The 18,961-nt window shown below is 64.8% G+C and carries 21 protein-coding genes and 1 pseudogene; 10 read left to right on the top strand and 12 right to left on the bottom strand.

The window, feature by feature from the left end; translation table 11 throughout:
* Positions 1-384 (top strand): aspartate-semialdehyde dehydrogenase (locus CXQ88_RS14980; protein WP_146069224.1); only part of this gene is annotated, 384 nt, incomplete at its 5' end.
* Between the two features lie 587 nt (positions 385-971).
* On the opposite strand, the gene CXQ88_RS14975 is transcribed toward CXQ88_RS14980, so the two are convergent.
* Together CXQ88_RS14975 and CXQ88_RS22700 are read right to left on the bottom strand one after the other, a co-directional pair.
* Entirely contained in the window at positions 972-1,385 is a 414-nt protein-coding gene (locus CXQ88_RS14975; RefSeq protein ID WP_258061902.1) for a potassium transporter TrkG, read from the bottom strand.
* 127 nt (positions 1,386-1,512) lie between these two features.
* Positions 1,513-1,893, bottom strand: a pseudogene (locus tag CXQ88_RS22700) (histidine kinase); the annotation flags it as partial.
* 138 nt (positions 1,894-2,031) lie between these two features.
* Between CXQ88_RS22700 and CXQ88_RS14965 the strand changes: the two are divergent.
* Together CXQ88_RS14965 and CXQ88_RS14960 are read left to right on the top strand one after the other, a co-directional pair.
* On the top strand, positions 2,032-2,943 hold the full coding sequence (locus CXQ88_RS14965; protein ID WP_104044930.1) for a CPBP family intramembrane glutamic endopeptidase: 912 nt from the start codon (positions 2,032-2,034) through the stop codon (positions 2,941-2,943).
* A gap of 327 nt (positions 2,944-3,270) precedes the next feature.
* On the top strand, positions 3,271-3,813 hold the full coding sequence (locus CXQ88_RS14960) for a mycothiol transferase (RefSeq protein ID WP_104044948.1): 543 nt from the start codon (positions 3,271-3,273) through the stop codon (positions 3,811-3,813).
* 25 nt (positions 3,814-3,838) lie between these two features.
* Here CXQ88_RS14960 and CXQ88_RS14955 read toward each other — a convergent pair whose 3' ends face one another.
* The 9 genes from CXQ88_RS14955 to CXQ88_RS14920 form a co-directional block, all read right to left on the bottom strand.
* Positions 3,839-4,849: a DUF808 domain-containing protein gene (locus CXQ88_RS14955; RefSeq protein ID WP_104044929.1), complete on the bottom strand. Its 1,011-nt coding sequence runs from the start codon at positions 4,847-4,849 to the stop codon at positions 3,839-3,841.
* A gap of 198 nt (positions 4,850-5,047) precedes the next feature.
* A complete protein-coding gene (locus tag CXQ88_RS14950; protein ID WP_104044928.1) occupies positions 5,048-5,362 on the bottom strand; it encodes a hypothetical protein in 315 nt (104 codons plus the stop codon).
* On the bottom strand, positions 5,349-6,080 hold the full coding sequence (locus tag CXQ88_RS14945) for a GAF and ANTAR domain-containing protein (protein WP_181037544.1): 732 nt from the start codon (positions 6,078-6,080) through the stop codon (positions 5,349-5,351). The genes CXQ88_RS14950 and CXQ88_RS14945 overlap by 14 nt, the downstream gene beginning before the upstream one ends.
* Positions 6,081-6,196: 116 nt before the next feature.
* Positions 6,197-6,703 carry a hypothetical protein gene (locus CXQ88_RS14940; RefSeq protein ID WP_104044926.1) on the bottom strand — a complete coding sequence of 169 codons (507 nt, stop codon included), beginning with the start codon at positions 6,701-6,703 and terminating at the stop codon, positions 6,197-6,199.
* A complete protein-coding gene (locus tag CXQ88_RS14935; RefSeq protein ID WP_104044925.1) occupies positions 6,700-7,986 on the bottom strand; it encodes a serine/threonine-protein kinase in 1,287 nt (428 codons plus the stop codon). The genes CXQ88_RS14940 and CXQ88_RS14935 overlap by 4 nt, the downstream gene beginning before the upstream one ends.
* 49 nt (positions 7,987-8,035) lie before the next feature.
* A complete protein-coding gene (locus CXQ88_RS21895) occupies positions 8,036-8,188 on the bottom strand; it encodes a hypothetical protein (RefSeq protein ID WP_181037543.1) in 153 nt (50 codons plus the stop codon).
* A 28-nt stretch (positions 8,189-8,216) separates the two neighbouring features.
* Complete coding sequence (locus CXQ88_RS14930) at positions 8,217-8,417, bottom strand: DUF2795 domain-containing protein (protein ID WP_104044924.1); 201 nt, start codon at positions 8,415-8,417, stop codon at positions 8,217-8,219.
* A gap of 154 nt (positions 8,418-8,571) precedes the next feature.
* Entirely contained in the window at positions 8,572-8,952 is a 381-nt protein-coding gene (locus tag CXQ88_RS14925) for a DUF7793 family protein (RefSeq protein ID WP_104044923.1), read from the bottom strand.
* Entirely contained in the window at positions 8,942-10,174 is a 1,233-nt protein-coding gene (locus CXQ88_RS14920; RefSeq protein WP_104044922.1) for an amidohydrolase, read from the bottom strand. Before CXQ88_RS14920 ends, CXQ88_RS14925 begins: the two co-directional genes overlap by 11 nt.
* Before the next feature lie 432 nt (positions 10,175-10,606).
* Here CXQ88_RS14920 and CXQ88_RS14915 point away from each other — a divergent pair, with 432 nt between their 5' ends.
* Together CXQ88_RS14915 and CXQ88_RS14910 are read left to right on the top strand one after the other, a co-directional pair.
* On the top strand, positions 10,607-11,932 hold the full coding sequence (locus CXQ88_RS14915) for a BTAD domain-containing putative transcriptional regulator (RefSeq protein WP_258061901.1): 1,326 nt from the start codon (positions 10,607-10,609) through the stop codon (positions 11,930-11,932).
* A 110-nt stretch (positions 11,933-12,042) separates the two neighbouring features.
* Positions 12,043-13,086 carry a serine hydrolase gene (locus CXQ88_RS14910; RefSeq protein ID WP_258061900.1) on the top strand — a complete coding sequence of 348 codons (1,044 nt, stop codon included), beginning with the start codon at positions 12,043-12,045 and terminating at the stop codon, positions 13,084-13,086.
* A gap of 166 nt (positions 13,087-13,252) precedes the next feature.
* Here the strand turns inward: CXQ88_RS14910 and CXQ88_RS14905 are convergent, their stop codons facing one another.
* Positions 13,253-14,227, bottom strand: a complete 975-nt coding sequence (locus CXQ88_RS14905) for a hypothetical protein (protein ID WP_104044920.1) — start codon at positions 14,225-14,227, stop codon at positions 13,253-13,255.
* Positions 14,228-14,655: 428 nt separating this feature from the next.
* Here CXQ88_RS14905 and paaA point away from each other — a divergent pair, with 428 nt between their 5' ends.
* The 5 genes from paaA to paaE are packed head-to-tail and all read left to right on the top strand — an operon-like array spanning position 14,656 to position 18,846.
* Positions 14,656-15,696 (top strand): 1,2-phenylacetyl-CoA epoxidase subunit PaaA, encoded by a 1,041-nt coding sequence (paaA, locus tag CXQ88_RS14900; protein ID WP_104044919.1) that lies wholly within the window; start codon positions 14,656-14,658, stop codon positions 15,694-15,696.
* A complete protein-coding gene (gene paaB / locus CXQ88_RS14895) occupies positions 15,693-16,136 on the top strand; it encodes a 1,2-phenylacetyl-CoA epoxidase subunit PaaB (RefSeq protein ID WP_104044918.1) in 444 nt (147 codons plus the stop codon). Before paaA ends, paaB begins: the two co-directional genes overlap by 4 nt.
* Positions 16,136-17,047, top strand: a complete 912-nt coding sequence (paaC, locus tag CXQ88_RS14890) for a 1,2-phenylacetyl-CoA epoxidase subunit PaaC (protein ID WP_181037547.1) — start codon at positions 16,136-16,138, stop codon at positions 17,045-17,047. Before paaB ends, paaC begins: the two co-directional genes overlap by 1 nt.
* 11 nt (positions 17,048-17,058) lie before the next feature.
* Positions 17,059-17,595, top strand: coding sequence for a 1,2-phenylacetyl-CoA epoxidase subunit PaaD (paaD, locus tag CXQ88_RS14885; protein WP_104044946.1), 537 nt, complete (start codon positions 17,059-17,061; stop codon positions 17,593-17,595).
* A 9-nt stretch (positions 17,596-17,604) separates the two neighbouring features.
* Positions 17,605-18,846, top strand: a complete 1,242-nt coding sequence (gene paaE / locus CXQ88_RS14880) for a 1,2-phenylacetyl-CoA epoxidase subunit PaaE (protein WP_104044916.1) — start codon at positions 17,605-17,607, stop codon at positions 18,844-18,846.
* Positions 18,847-18,961 lie beyond the last annotated feature (115 nt).

The following is an 18,961-nucleotide window of genomic DNA, read 5'->3' as shown; positions in this document are numbered from 1 at the left end:
GGGGTGGAGACCAACAAGATCCTCGGCACCTCCGACCAGGACCGGGTCATCATGGACGGCCTCTGCGTCCGCATCGGTGCCATGCGGTCCCACTCCCAGGCGCTGACCCTGAAGCTCCGCGAGGACCTGTCCGTGGCCGAGATCGAGAAGCTGCTGGCCGAGGACAACCAGTGGGCCAAGGTGGTCCCGAACACCAAGGAAGCCTCCATGGCGGAGCTGACCCCGGTGGCAGCGTCCGGCACCCTGGACATCCCCGTGGGCCGTATCCGCAAGATGGAGATGGGCCCGCAGTACATCAGTGCCTTCACCGTGGGCGACCAGCTCCTCTGGGGCGCCGCCGAGCCGCTGCGCCGCATGCTCAACATCGCCACCGGGAACCTGTAGTCACCCGGTTCGGAATCGTCGACAAGATGGATGACGCCACCACCTGCACCCGGCCGTCTGGGGAGGACGGGCATGGTCTCCACGGACAGCTCTCGGCAGACGTAGACGTGTATGTCCCTGCCGATAAGCCCGGCGTGATCTACGTGCGGTCCGCTGGGACATGGCTCCGGTACGAAAGGTCCGGCCCCGGCACAGAGGCCGATACCACTGAGAATTTCACCGGCGGCAACGGCCGCGTCCGTGATCCGGCTCCGGAGAACCTCAGCCTGCACTGGCCGGGGCACCAGGACGGCAGGTCCCTGGACCTCATACGGGAACGCAAACCCCGCGTCTACTATGACCCGTGCCAACACCCTGGCCTTTTTGTCACTGAGAACGGCGGGCCGCCCAGGGCACCCTTGCCAGTCCTGGAAATGAATGGCCACCTAGATGACCCTGCACCTTGGCTCGAGCCGGCCACTGGACACCGCTTCACGTGTGACCAGGCCAGGACCTCGACGGCAATTCTGAAGTACGCGCCGCGGAAGGACCAATCAAGTACACCGCCTGAGCAATTGCAAGGAGCACGACCTGCGGGCAAGCTCGTTTCATCCGATAATCGGCCGTTCCTCCGGCAGGCGGTAGAGGCGTGGCCGGGCCGAGAGCGCCAGGGCGGACGCCACGGCCACGGTGCCAATGCGTCCGGTGAACATCAGGGCCATCAGCACCCACTCCGCGGCCGGCGGAAGGTTGTAGGTGATGCCGGTGCTCATCCCCACGGTGGCGAAGGCGGAGATGGACTCGAAAAGCACTTTCTCCAGGCTGTAGTCGGTGAACATAAGCAGCAGCATGGTGCCGGAGACGACGGCGGCGATGCCCAGCAGCGCAACGGACAGGGCCTGCCGCTGGGATGAGAAGCTGATGGACCGGTGGGCGATGGTCACCTGGTCGCGGCCGCGGACTTCGTTCCTGTTCCACTCGAAGGCCGCGAACAGGACCATCCCGGCCACTAGGAGGAACACCGTTCCGTAGATGGTCAGGCGCAGGTGGATGGTCCAGTTTTTTAGTCAGCGAGCCACAACAACGCCAGTCCCGCAGGGCGGCAAGCGTGCCGGTGCGGAAGACACCGGCCAAGGCGGCGTCGGCTTCCTCCCGGGTGCGGTAAATTTTCCCGTCCGCCAACCGCTGGCGTAGCAACTCCGGAGAGGCATCAACCAGCTCGATCTGGTCCGCGCGCCGCACCACGGCGTCCGGGACGGTGGTGGATTCCCGGACCCCCGTGACGCGCTGAACCGCGGCGGCCAGCGATTCGACGTTCCGGATGTCCAAGGTGGAAATGACGTCAACCCCGGCCTGGAGCAGGTCCTCGATCTGCTCCCACCGGCCTCCACCCCCGGCCACAGCAGCGTAGTCATCAACCAGAACGATGCCGGGGTGCTGGTCGATCAGCGCCGGCACATCCAACCCGTCCTGCCCATTCTGGCCGGCCTGGCGCTTCGGGCACAGTTCCAAGCCATCCAGCAGTTCCACGCACGTCACTTGTTCCCAGTCCTCCGCCGGCAGAGAATGGTAACTATTCCCGTGTCAGCGGCTCAGCGCTCCTTCGGCACGTGGCGGCAAGCGCTGCAGTGCCTTCCCTAACCGGAACTCTGAACGGCGGTACTGCTGATGGACTCGCCTGGTTCCCCTGGCACTTTCCTCCCGGTCATCAAACGGCACCCGGTGGCAGCCTTCGTGGTCATCGCCATTTCGTTGTCATGGATCGGCCAGATCCTGTCCCTCCTGCTGCTGGGGAACATCCTGCCGGGAATCCTGGCTGAGCTGCTGATCCTGCTGGGAACGGCGGCCCTGGTCACGGCAGCCGCGGACGGCCGGCCCGCCGTGCGCGAGCTCTTCCGCCGGGCAGTCCGCTGGAGGGTTGGCCCCGGCTGGTACGTGGCAGCGCTGCTGGCCCTTCCCGCGTTAACGGTGCTCATTGCGGCGGCCACCGGGACGTTCCACCCGCCGGCTGGCGGCTGGTGGCCCTTAGTGGGCATCTACCTGCTGAACACCGTGATCATCGGTGCCCTCCTGGGCAATATCTGGGAGGAGCTCGCCTGGACAGGCGTGGTGCAGCACCGGCTTATGGACCGGCACGGACCTGCCGTTGCTGCACTGCTGACTGCCGTCCCGTTCGCACTTATCCATCTGCCCTTCGCCTTCGCCGAGCGGGGCTTCGCCGGCACGCCATGGACCGACGTGGCGGTCTCCTGGGCGGTCCTGTTCCTTTTCGCCCCGATCTTCCGCCTGCTTATGGGGATCGCCTACCTGGGAACGGGCTTCAGTCTGCTCATCGTGGGGCTGCTGCACGCCTCCTTCAACGCGTCGGCGTCGACGAAGCTGGACGTGTTCGACGGCGACTGGCAGCAGATTGCCGCCCTGATCGTTCTGCTGGGAGTCGCCGCAGCCGCATCCCGCGCTTGGCGTTTGCGGCGGGCGCCCGGTGAAAGAGGCCAGGACGTCCGCACCTTTCGGCACCAGGCTGAGGGTCCACGGGCGAACCCCGCGGAGGACGGTGATGGCCCGCAATACGCCGGCTGAGCGGAGCCTCCGCGCGATTTCACAACGCGGAGGCTCCTGGCGCTGACACCCTTGGGGGGATGGTGCAGCGCCTGAATGGAATCTACCTCACTAAATGTCCTGTCTTGCTCGTCTTTGCAACAAACTGTCCAAGATTTGATCGGTCCTTGAGCCTTTGGGCGGAGTGACGCTGCCCACGCAGCCGCATCAGGTGCCGAAACTACTTGTCGGTGACGCAATCGAGGCTTACCGTCGTCGCATGGCTCTCAACTCGCGACCGGGGCCGCGGCTGCTACAGCATCTCAGCCGACGCGCTACAGCCGGCGGAGGCCCTCATTGAACGACCACATGGACCGAACCGATTCCGAGCCGCCCCTGGCGGGCGACGAGACCGCTACCCTGCTGGGCTTCTTGGAGCGACAGCGGGCCACCTTCGCCTGGAAGACCGGAGCCCTCGACGCGGCCGGCCTGCAGGCGAGGCTGGCCCCCTCGTCCATGAGTCTGGGCGGCATGCTCAAACACTTGGCCCGCTTCGAGGACGACATGTCCACCGAGTGGCTGCATGGCCGCAGTCAGCTTCCGCCATGGAACGCCGTGGACTGGGAAACCGACCATGACTGGGACTGGAATTCGGCCAACGAGGATTCCCCCGAACAACTCTATGAACGCTGGCGCGACGCAGTGGCCCGCTCCCGGGCCCTTTTCGCTGAGGCGCTGACGGACGGCGGTCCAGGCTGCCGGGGCACAGCTGCCTCCAACCCCGGCATTGAACTTCCCAGTCTGCGCTACATCCTGCTCAACATGATCGAGGAATACGCGCGCCACAACGGCCATGCCGACCTTATTCGGGAGTCGGTGGACGGCCTCGTGGGGCAAGACCCGCCTGCTTGATGACTCTCGTCTTGCAGGCCGGAACTCAGGCTTGTGAGGACGGCGTATCGCCGGCGGCTGCGGCGCGGACGTCGCCCTCTTCGTGCCGGCTCTTCTTCTTTCCGAACGGGAGCGCTTTCAGCAGCGGGCCCACAACTGCCATCACCACGAGGCCCCAGGCGAGTCCGATGACGGCCGAGCACAGGGTGTTGACCAGCCAGGCCAGGAAGCCGCCCACTACGGCGATCCCGGCGAACGGGTGCTCGAGGACATGGACCAGGTCATACGGCGCGTGCCAGCCGAGGTCGTGTGCACCCTGCAGCATGATGTGGCCGCCCACCCAAAGCATGGCGACCGTGCCGATAAGGGTGATCCCGGCCAGCACCTTGGGCATTCCCCGGACGAGCAGCTCGCCGAAGCGCTGGGCACCCGCGGAGTCCTTGGCGGCCAGGTGCAGGCCGATGTCGTCCATCTTAACGATGAGTGCAACAGCGCCGTACACAGCCACTGTGATCACCAGCGCCACGACCACCAGGATGAGCGCCCGGGCCCACAGGGACTCCGTGGCCACCTCGTTCATTGAGATGACCATGATCTCGCAGGACAGGATGAAGTCGGTGGTGATGGCGCCCTTGATGACCTTAGCCTCAGCCGCCGGGCCCCGCTCCACCGCCGGTGTATCCTCGTCCGCGGCGTGGTGGCCGCGGAGCTTGTGCCAGACCTTCTCGGCACCCTCGTAGCAGAGGTAGGTGCCGCCCAGCATGAGGATGAACGGGATGGCCCATGGAATGAAGGCGCTGACGAGCAGCAGTGCCGGCAGGATGATCAACAGTTTGTTCCGGAGCGAGCCCCAGAAGATCTTTTTGATCATCGGCAGTTCGCGGGACGGGTCGGCCCCGGACACGTACTGCGGGGTGACGGCGGCGTCGTCGATCACCACGCCGGCAGCCTTGGCTCCTGCCTTGGCGGCTCCGGCAGCGACGTCGTCCACCGAGGCGGCCGCTATGCGGGCGAGGGCTGCGACGTCGTCCAGCAGGGCGACGAGACCGCCGCTCACAGATCGCTCCCGTACTGCTTGAGGGCGGACGGCTGAGTGCGGATGCTTCGGTCGAGGCGCGTGATTGGCATATTCCGAGTATATGGCGGCGGGCAGCCAAGCGACGGGAGTGGCGCTGTCTGCAGGTGTACGGGAGACGACTTTTTGCAGCCGGCTTGGAGCAGGGTTAGGGAGAAAACAGGATTTCTTGAGAAGGCGTCAGTGCGTGCCCCACTCGCCATCCTCCGACTTGGTATGCATGTTCTGGCTGTAGCTGGCTCGCGGGCCGTTGACACTGAGGGCGTTGAGGGTCTCGTTCAGGGCGTGCGCCAAGAGATCTCGGTCAAGGGCAGGAAAGTTAAGCGCACCGTAGAGATAAGCCTGGACTTCGGTCAGGCCCGCTTGTCCTCCAATTCCAAAGTATCTGATCCAAACCTGTTCAAGGGTCAGCGGTGCAGCCTCGAATGCCAGCCGGAAACCTTGGCGCTGTTCGTCCTCGTCCCTTGCGGCGCCCCATGCTTCAGCCGCCCCCATGATCGAGTCCCGGCATGGACTCGATGATCTCTTCTGCAACTGCCTGCAGTGTCCGGTTCTCGTTCAGGGCTCTGTTCATCAGGTGGAGCATCGCTTCATGGTTTCCCATGTGCCGGCTGGCCATAACGATCCCCTTGGCGGTGCTGATGATGTCCCGATGGGTCAGTGTCGTCTTGAGTTGCTCGCTCAACATCCGGCCGCGCTCCCGGGCCTGGACGTTGGCCAGGAAGATCGAGGCTTGGGCCGCGAACAATTCCAACAGACGAATCAACCGATGTGTTGCGGCATTGGGCTGTGCCCAATAAATCTTAATAGCCCCAAAAGCGAGGTCCCCTGCAAGAAGCGGAACACTGACACAGGAACGCAAACCCAGATCGTCTGCTGCCGTACCCCATTCAGGCCAGCGGAGGTCTGTGCGCACATCCGCTATGTCCACCGGGTGTCCGGAGGCCCATGCACTCAGGCACGGGCCTTGCCCGAGATCGTATTGGAGGGTATCGGCTTCCACAACGATCCTGCCCGTGGAAGCTGCGCTGCTGCGGCTCCCGTTGGTGTCGATCAGGGATACGCCCGCTCCGACGGCGTCCTCCACTGAAAGGACCGCGGCGTTGGTGATGAGTGTCAGGGCGTGGGCGACCGTATCCTCGCTGAGGAGCACGTTGGATAACCGTGCAAACACAGCGGCCAGCTCGTCGGCCAGCGGCAATTCAGTATCCATGACCGCTTCGATTCCAGCATTCCGGTCCCAGGTGAACCATCTGCTTGTTCCTTCAGTGGAACACACGTTGCCTATATAATCCACCGTTCGCGCGTTGCACCCTCTCATGGGGCCGCTCAACCACTCTTGTTCCGCTTCTTTTCGGCCTCTTTCTGCGCTTCTTCGCGCTTCTTTTCGGCTTCTTTCTGGGCGTCCTCGCGCTGCTCCTCTGCTTCCTTTGCCGCCTCTTCCGCCTGCTCCTGCTGGTCCTCGGTCACCTGCGGATCAGTCGCCGGGGCCGGGGCCGGGGCCGGGGTCGGTGCTGGGGGCGCCGGCGCCAAGGCTGCTTCCAGTTCGCTCCTGATGCTGCCGATGGCGGCCTCAATCCTGCTTTGGCGCTGCTGCGACATCCGGCCCTGCCCGGCAGCCGTTGCCACCTCCTGGCTTAGCTGCTCAAGCTCGGCCTGCGCTGCGGCAAAGTCCTGCTGCGCGGCGAGCTGTTTCGCCTCCGCCACCCGGGTCTGCAGTTGTGCGGCTACGCCGTCGTCCAGGTCGGATTGGCCGGAACAGGAAGTCAGGAGGGAAATGCCCAGGCCGGCGGCAACGACACCGCTCAGCAGTCTTTGCAAGGGAGTGCGGTTCATGGCGTGACGCTTTCTTCCAGTTCCTTGAAGTGCTCGCCCAGCTGCCCTGGGATGGCCGGCCCGGGCGTTACCACCGGGGCGGTTGGAGGCCGCTGCACCGTGGTCAGCAGCACGGCCAGGAGGATAATAACGACGGCGGCCACCGCAGCAATGATCCGCAGCCGGCGGTTCCCTAGACTCCCCAGTTTTTCCCACGGTCGCCGCCGTGCCGGCGTCGGCTGGATGGAGGCCGGTGAGCGTGACGGCATCTGCGGGGCGGGCTGCCATGACGTGGCGTTGGTTGCCTGGCCCTCTGGCAGGGCGGGGAGCCGGGCACCCTGCTGCGCCGCCGGGCTGCCGGAGCGGGGTGTCTTAACGGAACCCGCGTCCAGAATCGTGGTGGCCGGGTGGGATGCTGCCAGGGCAGTTTCCGCCTCGTGCGCTTCGTCCGCCGGCAGGGACCAGCCGACGGCGGTGCCCAACGTGGCTGCGACGCTCGCGGCATCGGGCCGGTCCTGCGGGTTCCTGGCTGTCATGGCGGCGAGAAGGGACTGCCACTGCGGGCTTAGAAAGTCAGGAAGGTGCGGACCGCGTGAGAGCCGTGCCACGGCCGCTTCCAGCGCCGGCCCTGGGAATGCCACTGTCCCGGTGAGGGCCTCGAGCAGCACCAGGCCCAGGGAGTAGATGTCTGACTTTGGTCCCACCTTGTCTCCGCTGGCCTGTTCCGGGCTCAAGTAGGCCGCTGTCCCGGGGACCATGTTGGTTGCGGTGACCCGTGCGCCGTCGAGCATTCGCGCGATGCCGAAGTCGGCGAGCTTGGGCCGGAGCGGCGAATCAGCCGCGTAGCGGGTGAGGAGGATGTTGGCCGGCTTCACGTCGCGGTGCACCACGCCGCGGTGATGGATGTACTGCAGTGCATCAGCCAGTTCGGCCCCCAGCCGAGCCGCTTCAGCACTGGTCAGCGGTCCCGCCGCAAGATGCCGGCGAAGATCGGTTCCCGAAACAAGCTCCATCACCAGGAAGGGCACTTCCCGCTGGCCGCGCAGCAGTGTTCCGGTGTCGAAGAGCGTGACCAGGCCGTGGTGGTTCAGCTGCGCCAGCATGCGGGCCTCTGCCTGCTGCCTGGCCAGTTCGTCGGCGCCGGTGACGTCGTCGCGGAAGATCTTCAGCGCCACCTCCCGGTCCAGGACCAGGTCCTCGCCGCGGTAAACGCTTCCCATGCCGCCGTGGCCGAGCACCTCCCGGACCCTGTAGCGCTCACGCAGGATGGTTCCGGCCAGGCCGGTCTCCGTCTCTTCGGTCATGGTTGCTGCCTTCCGTCAGCACCCACTCTAGCCATGCCGGGTCATGCGGTCAGGTGCGGGCTTTTTGCTTTACCCAACCCCATGCCACGGTGGCGGCGAACAGCACCAGGCCGATGAAGGCCAGCCACAGCAGGCCCTCGATGATGAAGCCAAGGATCGACAGAACAAGCCAAATGACAAGCAGTGTGATTACTAGTCCCATGCGGAATACCTGTTTCGGGTCAGACCTTTTAGGAGTTACTGTCGGAAACCGCAGAGCTGACGGCGGTTGGGCTGTCGTACTCCTGGTCCGGGATAGCTTCAAGGGCCTGGATTACGTTGCTGTCAGCACCGGAGTCCTTTGCGTTGGACAACAAGGCTTCACGGCTTGCGGGATAGTCCACACCGCCGAGGAACTTTTGAATCTGGATGGGGTTCGGAGTTTCGGCCATCGTGCCAGTTTCCTTTCTGCTGTCGGTCGCATGTCTGCCCTCTTGCCCGTGGAGGAGAGGCCGCGGAGATGTTCATCGTAGGCCTGCACGTTGCAGAAAAGAAGGAGGTGTTGTCTTGCCCTGGATCGGTCCAGGCTTCTCGAAAAGCGTGCGGCTAGGGGAGCGCCGGGTCTTCCGTCAGCCAGGCCATCGCCTCGTCCTTGGAAGTAAAGAACCTCGTCGGGTGGTGGGGATTGTGCCGTCCGATGTAGAAGCTGGCTATGGCTTCATCCACGGGCGAGGGGCCCACAATTGCTGCCCGGGCGAGCGGCCAGCGGGAGGCGAAGGCTTCCTGGGCGCGCCGGTCAATCCACTTCATGCCGGCTATTTCGACCAGCAGCGGGAGGGTCCGCCCTGCACTTAGGGCAGCGGCGCGTTGCATCAGTGCTTTTGCATCGCTTTCCTGGACTACGGCACCCGGAGTCCACTTCAAGCAGAGGACCTCGCCGGAAAGTTCGATGGTTCCGGTGACTCCTTCATGCCGGTCATCTTCCATGGCCTTCACCGTCCAGGTATTCGCGGGCGGCAAGAACCAGTGCCTGCACCCCAAGGGTCAGCGTTGGCTGGATAACGGGCGCGAAGTGGGGCGAGTGATTAGACGGTATGTCCTCAGGAATTTTCCCGCTGGCCGGCCACTCCGGCGATAAGAGCGGATCGCTTCCGCCCAGGAACCAAAAGACCAAAGGAACGCCGGCAGCGGCGGCCAGTACGCCTACATCTTCGCTGCCGGACACTGGGCCCGGGTCAATAACTTTCTTGTCGCCGAATTTGTTCCGAAATGCTGCAGCAACCCTCAACGCCCCGGACTCGTCGTTGATCGTTACTGGGAAATGCTCTTCGTAGTCGAACTCCGGCTCGCCGGGAGAACCCGAGGCAGAAGCCTCACCGCGCACGATGCGCTCGATGGCCGCCAGCACCTTTGCCCGGGTGGATTCGCTGAATGACCGCACGCTGATGCCCAACGATGCCGACTCGGGGATGATGTTGTTTTTCGTTCCAGCATGTATCTGCCCTACGGTCACCACGGCAGCCTCGCTTGCCGCGAGCTCGCGGGAGACGATCCCCTGCAAGCGCAGTGTTGCGGCAGCAGCCATGAGAACTGGGTCAACGGTGGTCTCGGGCCGGGAACCGTGTCCGCCACGTCCGGGCAGGGTCACGTTCAGGGAGTCGGCGGAGGCCATGGCCACGCCGCCACGGATGCCGAACCACCCTGCCGGAATAGGTGCCACGTGCTGGCCCAAAACGACGTCGGGCTTGGGCACCAGGTCGAAGAGGCCGTCCGTCACCATGGATTGTGCTCCACCGCCCCATTCCTCTGCCGGCTGGAATACGGCAATCAGGGTGCCGTGCCATTCCTGACTCTCGGCGACGAGCCTTTCCAACGCCCCCACCAGGCAGCTGACGTGCACATCGTGCCCGCACGCGTGCATTACCGGCACTTCCTTGCCCTCGTGGTCCACGCCACGGGCAGTGCTTGCGTACTCCAGCCCAGTGGCTTCCTCAACGGGTAAACCATCCATGTCGGCACGGAGCAAAACAACCGCGCCGGGCCCATTGTCCAGGACGCCAACAACCCCGGTCTGTCCAATGCCGGGGTGTACTACAAAGCCCATGTCGTGCAAATGCCTAGCCACAACATCGGCAGTTCGGGATTCCTGGAAGGAAAGTTCGGGGTGCGCGTGCAAGTCCCGATAGAGCTCTTCAAGATCAATGCTCATGATGTTTCTCCGGCCGTTCTATGCCGGAAGACCAGCCACGTCATTCCTGCATCCTCAAGTGCCGATAATGCGGACATTCTTTCACGCGGGCCTGCGCAGTCGGTAGGTTCAGTCACAAACCCTCCGGCTTCATCCTTTGCAACTTCCGTACCCCAATCTAGTTGTATAGGCGCACCTGCGCGCTACCTAGGGTTTTCCCAACGTCCGAAACCTATCCTCGACCTGCGGCGGTTTCACCAGCGAAAACGTGGCCGGCGGGTGCCTTCTCCCAGCATCGCTGCCCGCTGTGTGCTGGATAGTAGTCCGGGTATCGGCCGCAGAACCCAAGTACCGGGCCCTCAAAGAAGCGAGTAATGACCACTGTTGTTGGCCTGATTTCCTGCCGCTTCAATGGGGACCATTGCAGCACAAAACTACTTGGGGGAAGCTTTCGTGATTACTTTGGAACTAGCGAACGACGCTGTCCATGCAGGTCTCGTTCTTGACGCACCGCCACAGGCGCAGGCGCTTCAGATTTCGGTTTTCGGCCCGTTGACCATTCGCCGCGGCGACATCGAGCTGAGCGCCAGCGACCTTGGCGGGCCCAAGCCCCGCCAGGTACTCGAAATACTGCTGATGAATTTTGGCTCGCCAGTGTCGAAGACCCGGCTTGTGGAATTGCTGTGGGGTGGTAATCACCCGGTGGTTGCACTGCCTACCCTTGAAAGCTATGTCAGCGTCCTTCGGCGTAGCCTTCAGCCCGGTGCCGGCCGGACAGGTCCCTTGCGGACGGTCACCGGCGGCTACGCGATAGACCGGTCGCTGGTGGACCTGGATTTGGACCGGTTCGAAACGCTCACCAGGTTGGCCGGCCAGGCTCAGCCACGCGAGGCGCTGGCACTGCTGACCGAGGCACTTGACCTGGCTTCCGAGCCGCTGCTCGGTGACGAGTTGCTGCCTGTTTGGGCAGAGGAGGAGCGGGCCGCCCATGCAGCGCGCCTGGGCCTCGCCCGCGTCGCGGCTGCGGAAGCCGCGCTCGCCGTGGGAGAAAATGGCATGGCGATTTCCCTGGGCGGTGAGGCGGTGAAGGAAGATCCGCTCAACGAACGCGCCTGGACCGCCCTGGTGGTTGGGCTTGAGCGGAACGGCGAGAACACGGAAGCGCTGCGGGCTTTCGACCGCTGCCGCAGGATCATCGATGAGGAATTGGGCTGCGCCCCGGGGCCGGCCTTGCAAAAGGCGCAGGCCAGGCTCCTGACGAGCACGGCGGCGACATCTGGACCCGCAGCCGTCCGTAACAGCCTTTCCGTGGTTACGGGAAGCCGTTCCCATGCCCCCGCAGGTATTAAGCAGGACACGGATCGCCTGCAAATCCTGATCGTTGACGACCACACGACGTTTTCGGATCTGTTGGCAGGAGCGCTGGACCGCGAGCCGGACCTGCACAGTGTAGGAGTGGCAAAGTCTGTGGCATCCGCTGTGACGACGTTCCGCGAGCTGCGGCCCGACGTCGTGATTATGGACCTCTATCTTCCTGACGGCACCGGACTCGAGGCTGCCGAAAGCATCCTTGCGGAAGCGCCGGAAACCCGGATTGTGATGCTGACCGGTAATCCGTCGCAGGAAGCGCTGGGTGAGGCCGCCCGCATCGGGATCTGCGGATTCCTCCCCAAAGACGGCGCCCTCGGAGTCATGCTGAACACCCTGAGGCACGCCCACGTCGGCAACATGATCGTGAGCCCGTCCATGGTGGCGAGGTGGGGCGCCACCGCCGCCTGACCTGCACCTCCGGCCGTCCTCCGTCAAGCGGCGTGCGTTCACGCCGCTTGGTCCAGTGATGGTTGCGGCTGAAAGATTCCAGGGAGCCGGCAGGCGGAGGGTACTTCCAAGTGGGCGAAAGCAGGCAGGGTACGGGTGACGCCGCGATGAACACCTTGCCCGGTGCGGACCCCGCCGGGACCCGGCACCTCAGGCTGAGCTGGCACATTACACGGCCTGCGCGCTTCCTTGCCGCTCTGGCGGTCGTGGTCATGGCCACGACCACCTGGACACCAGCGCCCGCACCGTTCCCCACCGCCCTGGCCGCCCCGGCCGCCCAGAATGAAACAATCCCGTCACCGGCCGCCCAGAAGGAAACACCCCCGTCCCCGGCCCCGGCGGCGACGAAAAAAGCTGCCCCACCCGTTTCACCCCCTGCGCCAATAGTTCGTGCCCAAGCGGTTCCCGTCGCGCCGGACCTCGAAACAGATGTCGTCAAACTCGAGGGCCAGATCAACGGCATTATCGGGGCAAACGGCCAGTACCAGCTGGGGGTGGCCCTGATCGACACCGCAGACGGCGCCGTTTACCAGTACGGGGTCCGGGAAAAATTCGTGGCAGCCAGCACCGGGAAGATACTGGCTGCGGCCGCGTACTACCACTTTGCCGAAACTGGCCAGCTATCCCTGGCAACCACACTTGGTCCCGGGACCGCCGCGTTCCAGATCCAGCAAATGATCCAGCAAAGCAACAACAATTCCTGGGCGCTGATCGTTGGAGCCATCGGATACCAGCGGATCCATGATTATGCAGCATCAATCGGGATCGCCTACGACAGGACTTTCAACACCCTGTCCCCGGCAGAAACGGCCCGGATACTGGGCCTCCTCTACAACGGGGAGCTGATCAGCGGGGCCCACACCGCCCAGTTGCTCTCCTACATGCAGCACACCAACTACGAGTCGCTGATTCCCGCCGCTGTCCCGCCGGGCATAACTGTGTTCCATAAGTACGGGCTGCTGAACGGAAATCTGCACGACGCGAGCATCCTGGTCCAGAACGGCCACGCCTACGTTTTTGTGGTGTACACCCTGGGCGCGGGTCCGGTAGACATACCCGCACGCGCTATGGTCATCCATCAACTTACCCGCGCAGTAGTCTCCGGTCTGTTCTAAGCAGATCCCTCCTTGTAACGGCCCGCCTTTCGGTGCCGCGCTGGAGTTCCGCCGAGGTCCCGTTAATGGGGCCTCGCGCCTACTGAATTTCAGGAGCTTGGGCTGCGCACATTCCGCGCCGACGCCGACACACAGGGCATACCGGTGGCGTCAGGGAACGTGCGTGTCAGGGCAGATTTTGCGCGTCGGTGACGGCAGAACGCGTACGACGGCGGGGAACACCTGCCGCGGCCAACATGCGTTCCAGCGTCCCGGCCTCCATGAGGTCCGCCCAATCCCACCGCACCACGTTGATTCCCATGGCGCGGATTCGGTTCTCGCGCTTCTTTTCCAACACGACGGCCTGCGACGCGGTCCTGCCCTGAAGGTACTCGGGCTTGACGTACTTCTCCTCGCCATCAAATTCGCCAACAACTTTGGACCGCTTCCAATAGAAGTCCGTGTAGCCCACCAAGCCGGCGGCGTCGGATATCGGGTGTTGGAGGACAGGAGCTTCGAAGCCGGCCAGATGAATCAGGGCCCGGCTCAAGGACTCCCCGGCCGAGCCGGAGGCGGGATCCGCAAACGCAATGGCCGCCCGAATCCTACGCCCGGCAGCAGCGCCATAGATCGAACCGATGCCGGCCTCCAGTTCAGCTTTGGTGAGGGCAGGCAGCCGCCGGGCCGTGTCCGGCCGAAGCACGTGGTCCAGCGGTGCTACAGCTTCGGTGAAGGGAATGAACGCCGCAAGGTCCAGGACGGTGCGGATGCGGTCGGTGACGAGGATGCCCTCCCGCCGGACCACGGTAAGACCCGCCGGCGCGGCGAAGTGGCGGCTGACTCCGGCACGTGACCGGCCGCCGTCGTTCTTCAATGTGAGCGCCTCCACCGGATGGTGCAGTCCGATCGTTGGTATACCCCACACACTTGCGGCGGAGTGCCGCGCGAAGACCGTGGGTTTCTCGAACGTTTCCGCGGCTGCATGGACGCGGAGCCGGTACTGCTCCCAGGGCTTCAGGGCCCGCCAGGCAGCCCCGTCCGTGTAGACGCCGTGCCGGATGCGGACCAGGGCGCCGGCCTTCACGCGCTTGGCGAGCCCATTCGGGGTCAGCCCGTGCAGGATGCGGTCGCGGGCCAAGAGGAGCGGCGGAAGGTCTGGCATATATCGAAATTGGCAGCCATGAGCCGCCGACGGGAGGTGCGTGTACCGCTATGTGGAGAAGTGCTGGCGACGCGTAAGTTCCGTTCCGACCCGCAGATTCCCTGGCGCACCTGGAATATGGGCTGCGGAGGGGTAGGGGCGCGTCGAAATGGAATTCGCGCGTCGCAGGGTGGGCAATGGGTGGGCAATGGGTGGGCATGGGGGCATGGGGGCATGGGTGCGGATCGCAGGGTGAGCAATGGGGGGCAGGGGTGCGGGATCGCAGGAACGTACGACGGCGGCCCGCGCCATACGAGCGTCGGCTCGCCTCAGGGGGACCCGCCAGAGCGGCCCCACGCTTGACGGTCCGGAACGCTTCCGCATATCCTGAACGAACGGTCGGTAAATAATTCCGCACGTCCCAGAAGGTCTTTGCATAGGAGCAACCCATGGCAGCGCAGAACTTGCAGTCAGTGCCGGCTGAGCCAACCCCGCGCGAGCAGGATCCAGCGGAGCAGGCCCGGATCGCGGCCCAGGAAGCGGACGGCCAGGCCAGCTTCGACCGCGTTATGGCCGAGGACTCCCGCATTGAGCCCAAAGACTGGATGCCGGCGCCCTACCGCAAGACGCTGCTGCGCCAGATCTCCCAGCACGCGCACTCCGAAATCATCGGCATGCAGCCGGAGGCCAACTGGATTTCCCGCGCCCCCAGCCTGAAGCGTAAGGCCATCCTCATGGCCAAGGTCCAGGACGAGGCCGGCCACGGGCTGTACCTCTACTCGGCCGCCGAAACCCTTGGCCAGAGCCGCGACAAGATGATGGAAGACCTCATCGCCGGCAAAGCAAGGTACTCGAGCATCTTCAACTACCCGGCGCTCACCTGGGCGGACATGGGTGCAATCGGCTGGCTGGTGGACGGCGCCGCCATCTGCAACCAGGTCCCGCTGTGCCGCGCCTCCTACGGACCCTACGGCCGCGCCATGGTGCGCATCTGCAAGGAAGAGTCGTTCCACCAGCGCCAGGGCTTCGAGATCCTCCTCGAACTCTCCAACGGCACCCCCGCGCAGAAGCAGATGGCACAGGACGCCGTGAACCGCTGGTACGCCCCGTCCCTGATGATGTTCGGCCCGCCGGACGACGATTCGCCCAACTCCAAGCAGTCCATGGCCTGGAACATCAAGCGCTTCAGCAACGACGAACTCCGCAGCCGCTTCGTGGGCATGATGGTGGAGCAGGTCCGGGTCCTGGGCCTCACCCTCCCGGATGACCAGATCCGCTTCAACGAGGACACGAAAAAGTGGGAGCACGGCCCGCTGGACTGGCGCGAGTTCCAGGAAGTCCTCGCCGGCCGCGGCCCCTGCAACTCCCAGCGCCTTGAGCGCCGGAGGTCAGCGCACGACGACGGCGCCTGGGTCCGCGAGGCAGCGGCGGCTTATGCGGACAAGCAGCGAGCAAAACAGTCAATGAAGACGAAGGAATACGCAGCATGAGCCCCCACGGCAACCCGGAAGTTCCGGCCAGTTCGGCCACCGAGATCGACCGCGACGCGCAGAAGGTGTCGGCCGAGCCGGAGGCTTCGGCAAGCACCACGCCCCGGCCGGCGGTTGATTCTGCCGCAAACCAGCCTGTTGAAACCCCAGCCGAAGGCCGCAACGCCTGGGGCCTTTGGGAGGTGTTCGTCCGGTCCAGCCGAGGCCTGAGCCACGTCCACGCCGGCTCGCTGCACGCACCGGATGCCGCCATGGCACTGCGCAACGCCCGCGACCTGTACACCCGCCGCAACGAGGGCGTCTCCATCTGGGTTGTCCCGGCAGACGCCATCGCCGCCAGCGATCCCGACGCCAAGGGCTCGTTCTTCGAGTCGCCGCAGGGCAAGGACTACCGGCATGCCACGTACTACACCAAGAGCGAAGGGGTAAAGCACCTGTGATCCCCCAGACCCCCGAGACAACAACCGGCCACGGCGACATCTCCACCGGTGTCGCAGCCCCAACAGCAGGCGGCGACTCCAACGCCAGCGCCACCCGCATCACGCCCGGCAATGCGCTGCGCCCGGAGGATATCGCGCTCGAGGTCCGCACCGGCCTCACGAAGCCCAGTGAAGACATTGCAGAGTACGCACTCAGGCTCGGCGACGACGCCCTGATCCTCGCCCAGCGCCTAGGCCACTGGATTTCCCGCGCCCCCGAGCTGGAGGAGGACGTGGCCCTGGGCAACATCGCCCTGGACCAGCTGGGTCACGCAAGGAGTTTCCTCAGCTACGCCGGCGGCGCCTGGGACAAGTCCGAGGACGATCTCGCCTACTTCCGCCGCGAACACGAGTTCCGCAGTGTCCAGCTGTTCGAGCAGCCCAACGACGACTTCGCGGTGACCATCGCCCGCCAGTTCATCGTGAGCTACTACCAGTTCGAGCTGTACCGCCGGCTCACCGAATCAACCGACGCCACAATCGCAGCCATCGCCGCCAAGGCCGTCAAGGAAGTGGACTACCACCGGGACCACAGCGCCCAGTGGATCCTCCGCCTCGCCGGCGGCACGGAAGAGTCGCGCCGGAGGATGATTCACGGCCTGCGCCTAATGTGGCCGTACGTCAACGAACTGTTCCAGGACGACGAGCTGGCGCAAAGGCTCGCCGAGGCGGGTGCCGCCGTCGCGCCTTCCAGCCTGCGGGAGGACTTTGACCGGCTCACCGGCGAAGTCCTCGCAGAAGCCGAGCTCGAGGTGCCGGACGTTCCGGCTGCCCCCGGCGGCGGCCGGCACGGCAGGCACTCCGAGCATTTGGGCTACCTCCTGGCCGAGATGCAGGTGCTGGCCCGCGAGCATCCCGGAGCGAAGTGGTGACCACCGCTGCCATGTACATCTCCGACTTCGAAACCAGAGTCCCTGTAAGGGAAAAAACTGCGCGGCAGAAGGCCTGGGACATCGCCGCCACCGTCTGCGATCCCGAGATCCCCGTGCTCACCATCGAGGACCTCGGCATCCTGCGGAACGTGCAGGTGACAAGCAACGAACAAGTCATCGTCACCATCACCCCCACCTACTCGGGCTGCCCGGCCATGGACGCCATCCGCGATGACCTAAAGGCAGCGTTCGCAAAAGAGGGCTACGCAGACGTCGAGGTGGACCTGGTCCTTGCCCCGGCCTGGACCACGGACTGGATGACGGACGCCGGCAAGGCGAAGCTGCAGGAGTACGGCATCGCCCCGCCGTCGGGCATGGCGAAGGCGGCACGGCACGCCGGCCCTATCCGCCTGAGCATGGCAGTCAAGTGCCCGCAGTGCGCCAGCCTGAACACCAAGGAACTCACCCGTTTCGGCTCCACCTCCTGCAAGGCGCTGTATGTGTGCCAGGACTGCAAGGAACCGTTCGACTACTTCAAAGTGCTGTAAGGAAGCCCCATGCCTGTTGTCCGCCAGACCGCCGCCGAAACGGCGCAGGCCACCGGCCGCCGTCGTCCGTCCTTCCATACGCTCGCCGTGAAGGAGGTGCGCCGGCTCACCGAGGACGCCATCGAGGTGGGCTTCCACGTTCCCACCGAGCTCGCCGGCCAGTTCGACTACCTGCCCGGCCAGTACGTGGCCCTGCGCACCAAGCTCCCCGATGAGACCGGTGAGCTGCATGAGGTCCGCCGCAGCTACTCCATCTGCGCCGAGCCGCGGAGCTTCGCGGACGGCAGCAGCGAGATCCGGGTGGCGGTGAAAAAGGACCTGGGCGGGCTGTTCTCCACCTGGGCCAACGCCGAGCTGAAGGCCGGGGACACCCTGGACGTCATGAGCCCCATGGGCGCGTTTGTGTCCAGGCACGGCCGGGACGGCAATGCGGTGGAGCAGAACCGGATGAACTCCCTGAACAATCCGGAGGAGCTGGCGGGGGACGTCGCCGCCCACGGGGAAGCGAGCTTTGTGGCCATCGCCGCCGGCAGCGGCATCACCCCGGTGATCGCTATCGCCCGGACGCTGCTGGCCGCCAACCCGGAGTCGCGGTTCGACCTGATCTACGCCAACAAGGCCGCCATGGACGTGATGTTCCTGGAGGAGCTCGCGGACCTGAAGGACAAGTACCCGCAGCGGCTGGCCATCCACCACGTGCTGTCCCGGGAGCAGCGGATCGCGCCTCTGCTCAGTGGAAGGATCGACGCCGAGAAGCTCCAGCAGCTGCTAGGCACGGCCATCCACGCGGACGATGTGGACGAGTGGTTCCTGTGCGGGCCGTTCGAGCTGGTGCAGCTGTGCCGGGATACCCTGGCCGAGCGCGGCGTGAAGCCGGAAAACATCCGGTTCGAGCTGTTTACGTCCGGCAAGCCGGATAAGCCGGAGGGGCACGCGGGCAGGCCCGTGGTGGTGGACGAGTCCAAGGAGACGTACAAGATCACGTTCAAGCTGGACGGCCTGCAGGGCGAGGTGGCCAGCCCCACCCACGCCCGCGAGTCCATCCTCAACGCCGCACTGCGGGTCCGCCCGGATGTGCCGTTCGCGTGCGCCGGGGGAGTGTGCGGCACGTGCCGGGCCAAGGTGGTCACCGGCAGCGTGACCATGGACGAAAACTACGCGCTGGAGCAGGATGAACTGGACAAAGGGTACGTGCTGACCTGCCAGAGCCACCCCACCAGCAAGGAAGTCACCGTCGACTTCGACGTCTAACAAAAGGAGCCCGAATGATTTCCCTCTCCATTAACAACGGCGTCGCCGAGGTCGTGCTGGATGCACCTCACAAGCTGAACTCGCTGGATGAGCAGGCGCTGGCGGATTTGTCCCA

Origin of the sequence: Arthrobacter sp. ZGTC412, from assembly GCF_002929215.1 — a bacterium.
GTDB lineage: Bacteria > Actinomycetota > Actinomycetes > Actinomycetales > Micrococcaceae > Arthrobacter.
This window is presented reverse-complemented; position numbering and strand designations above follow the sequence as displayed.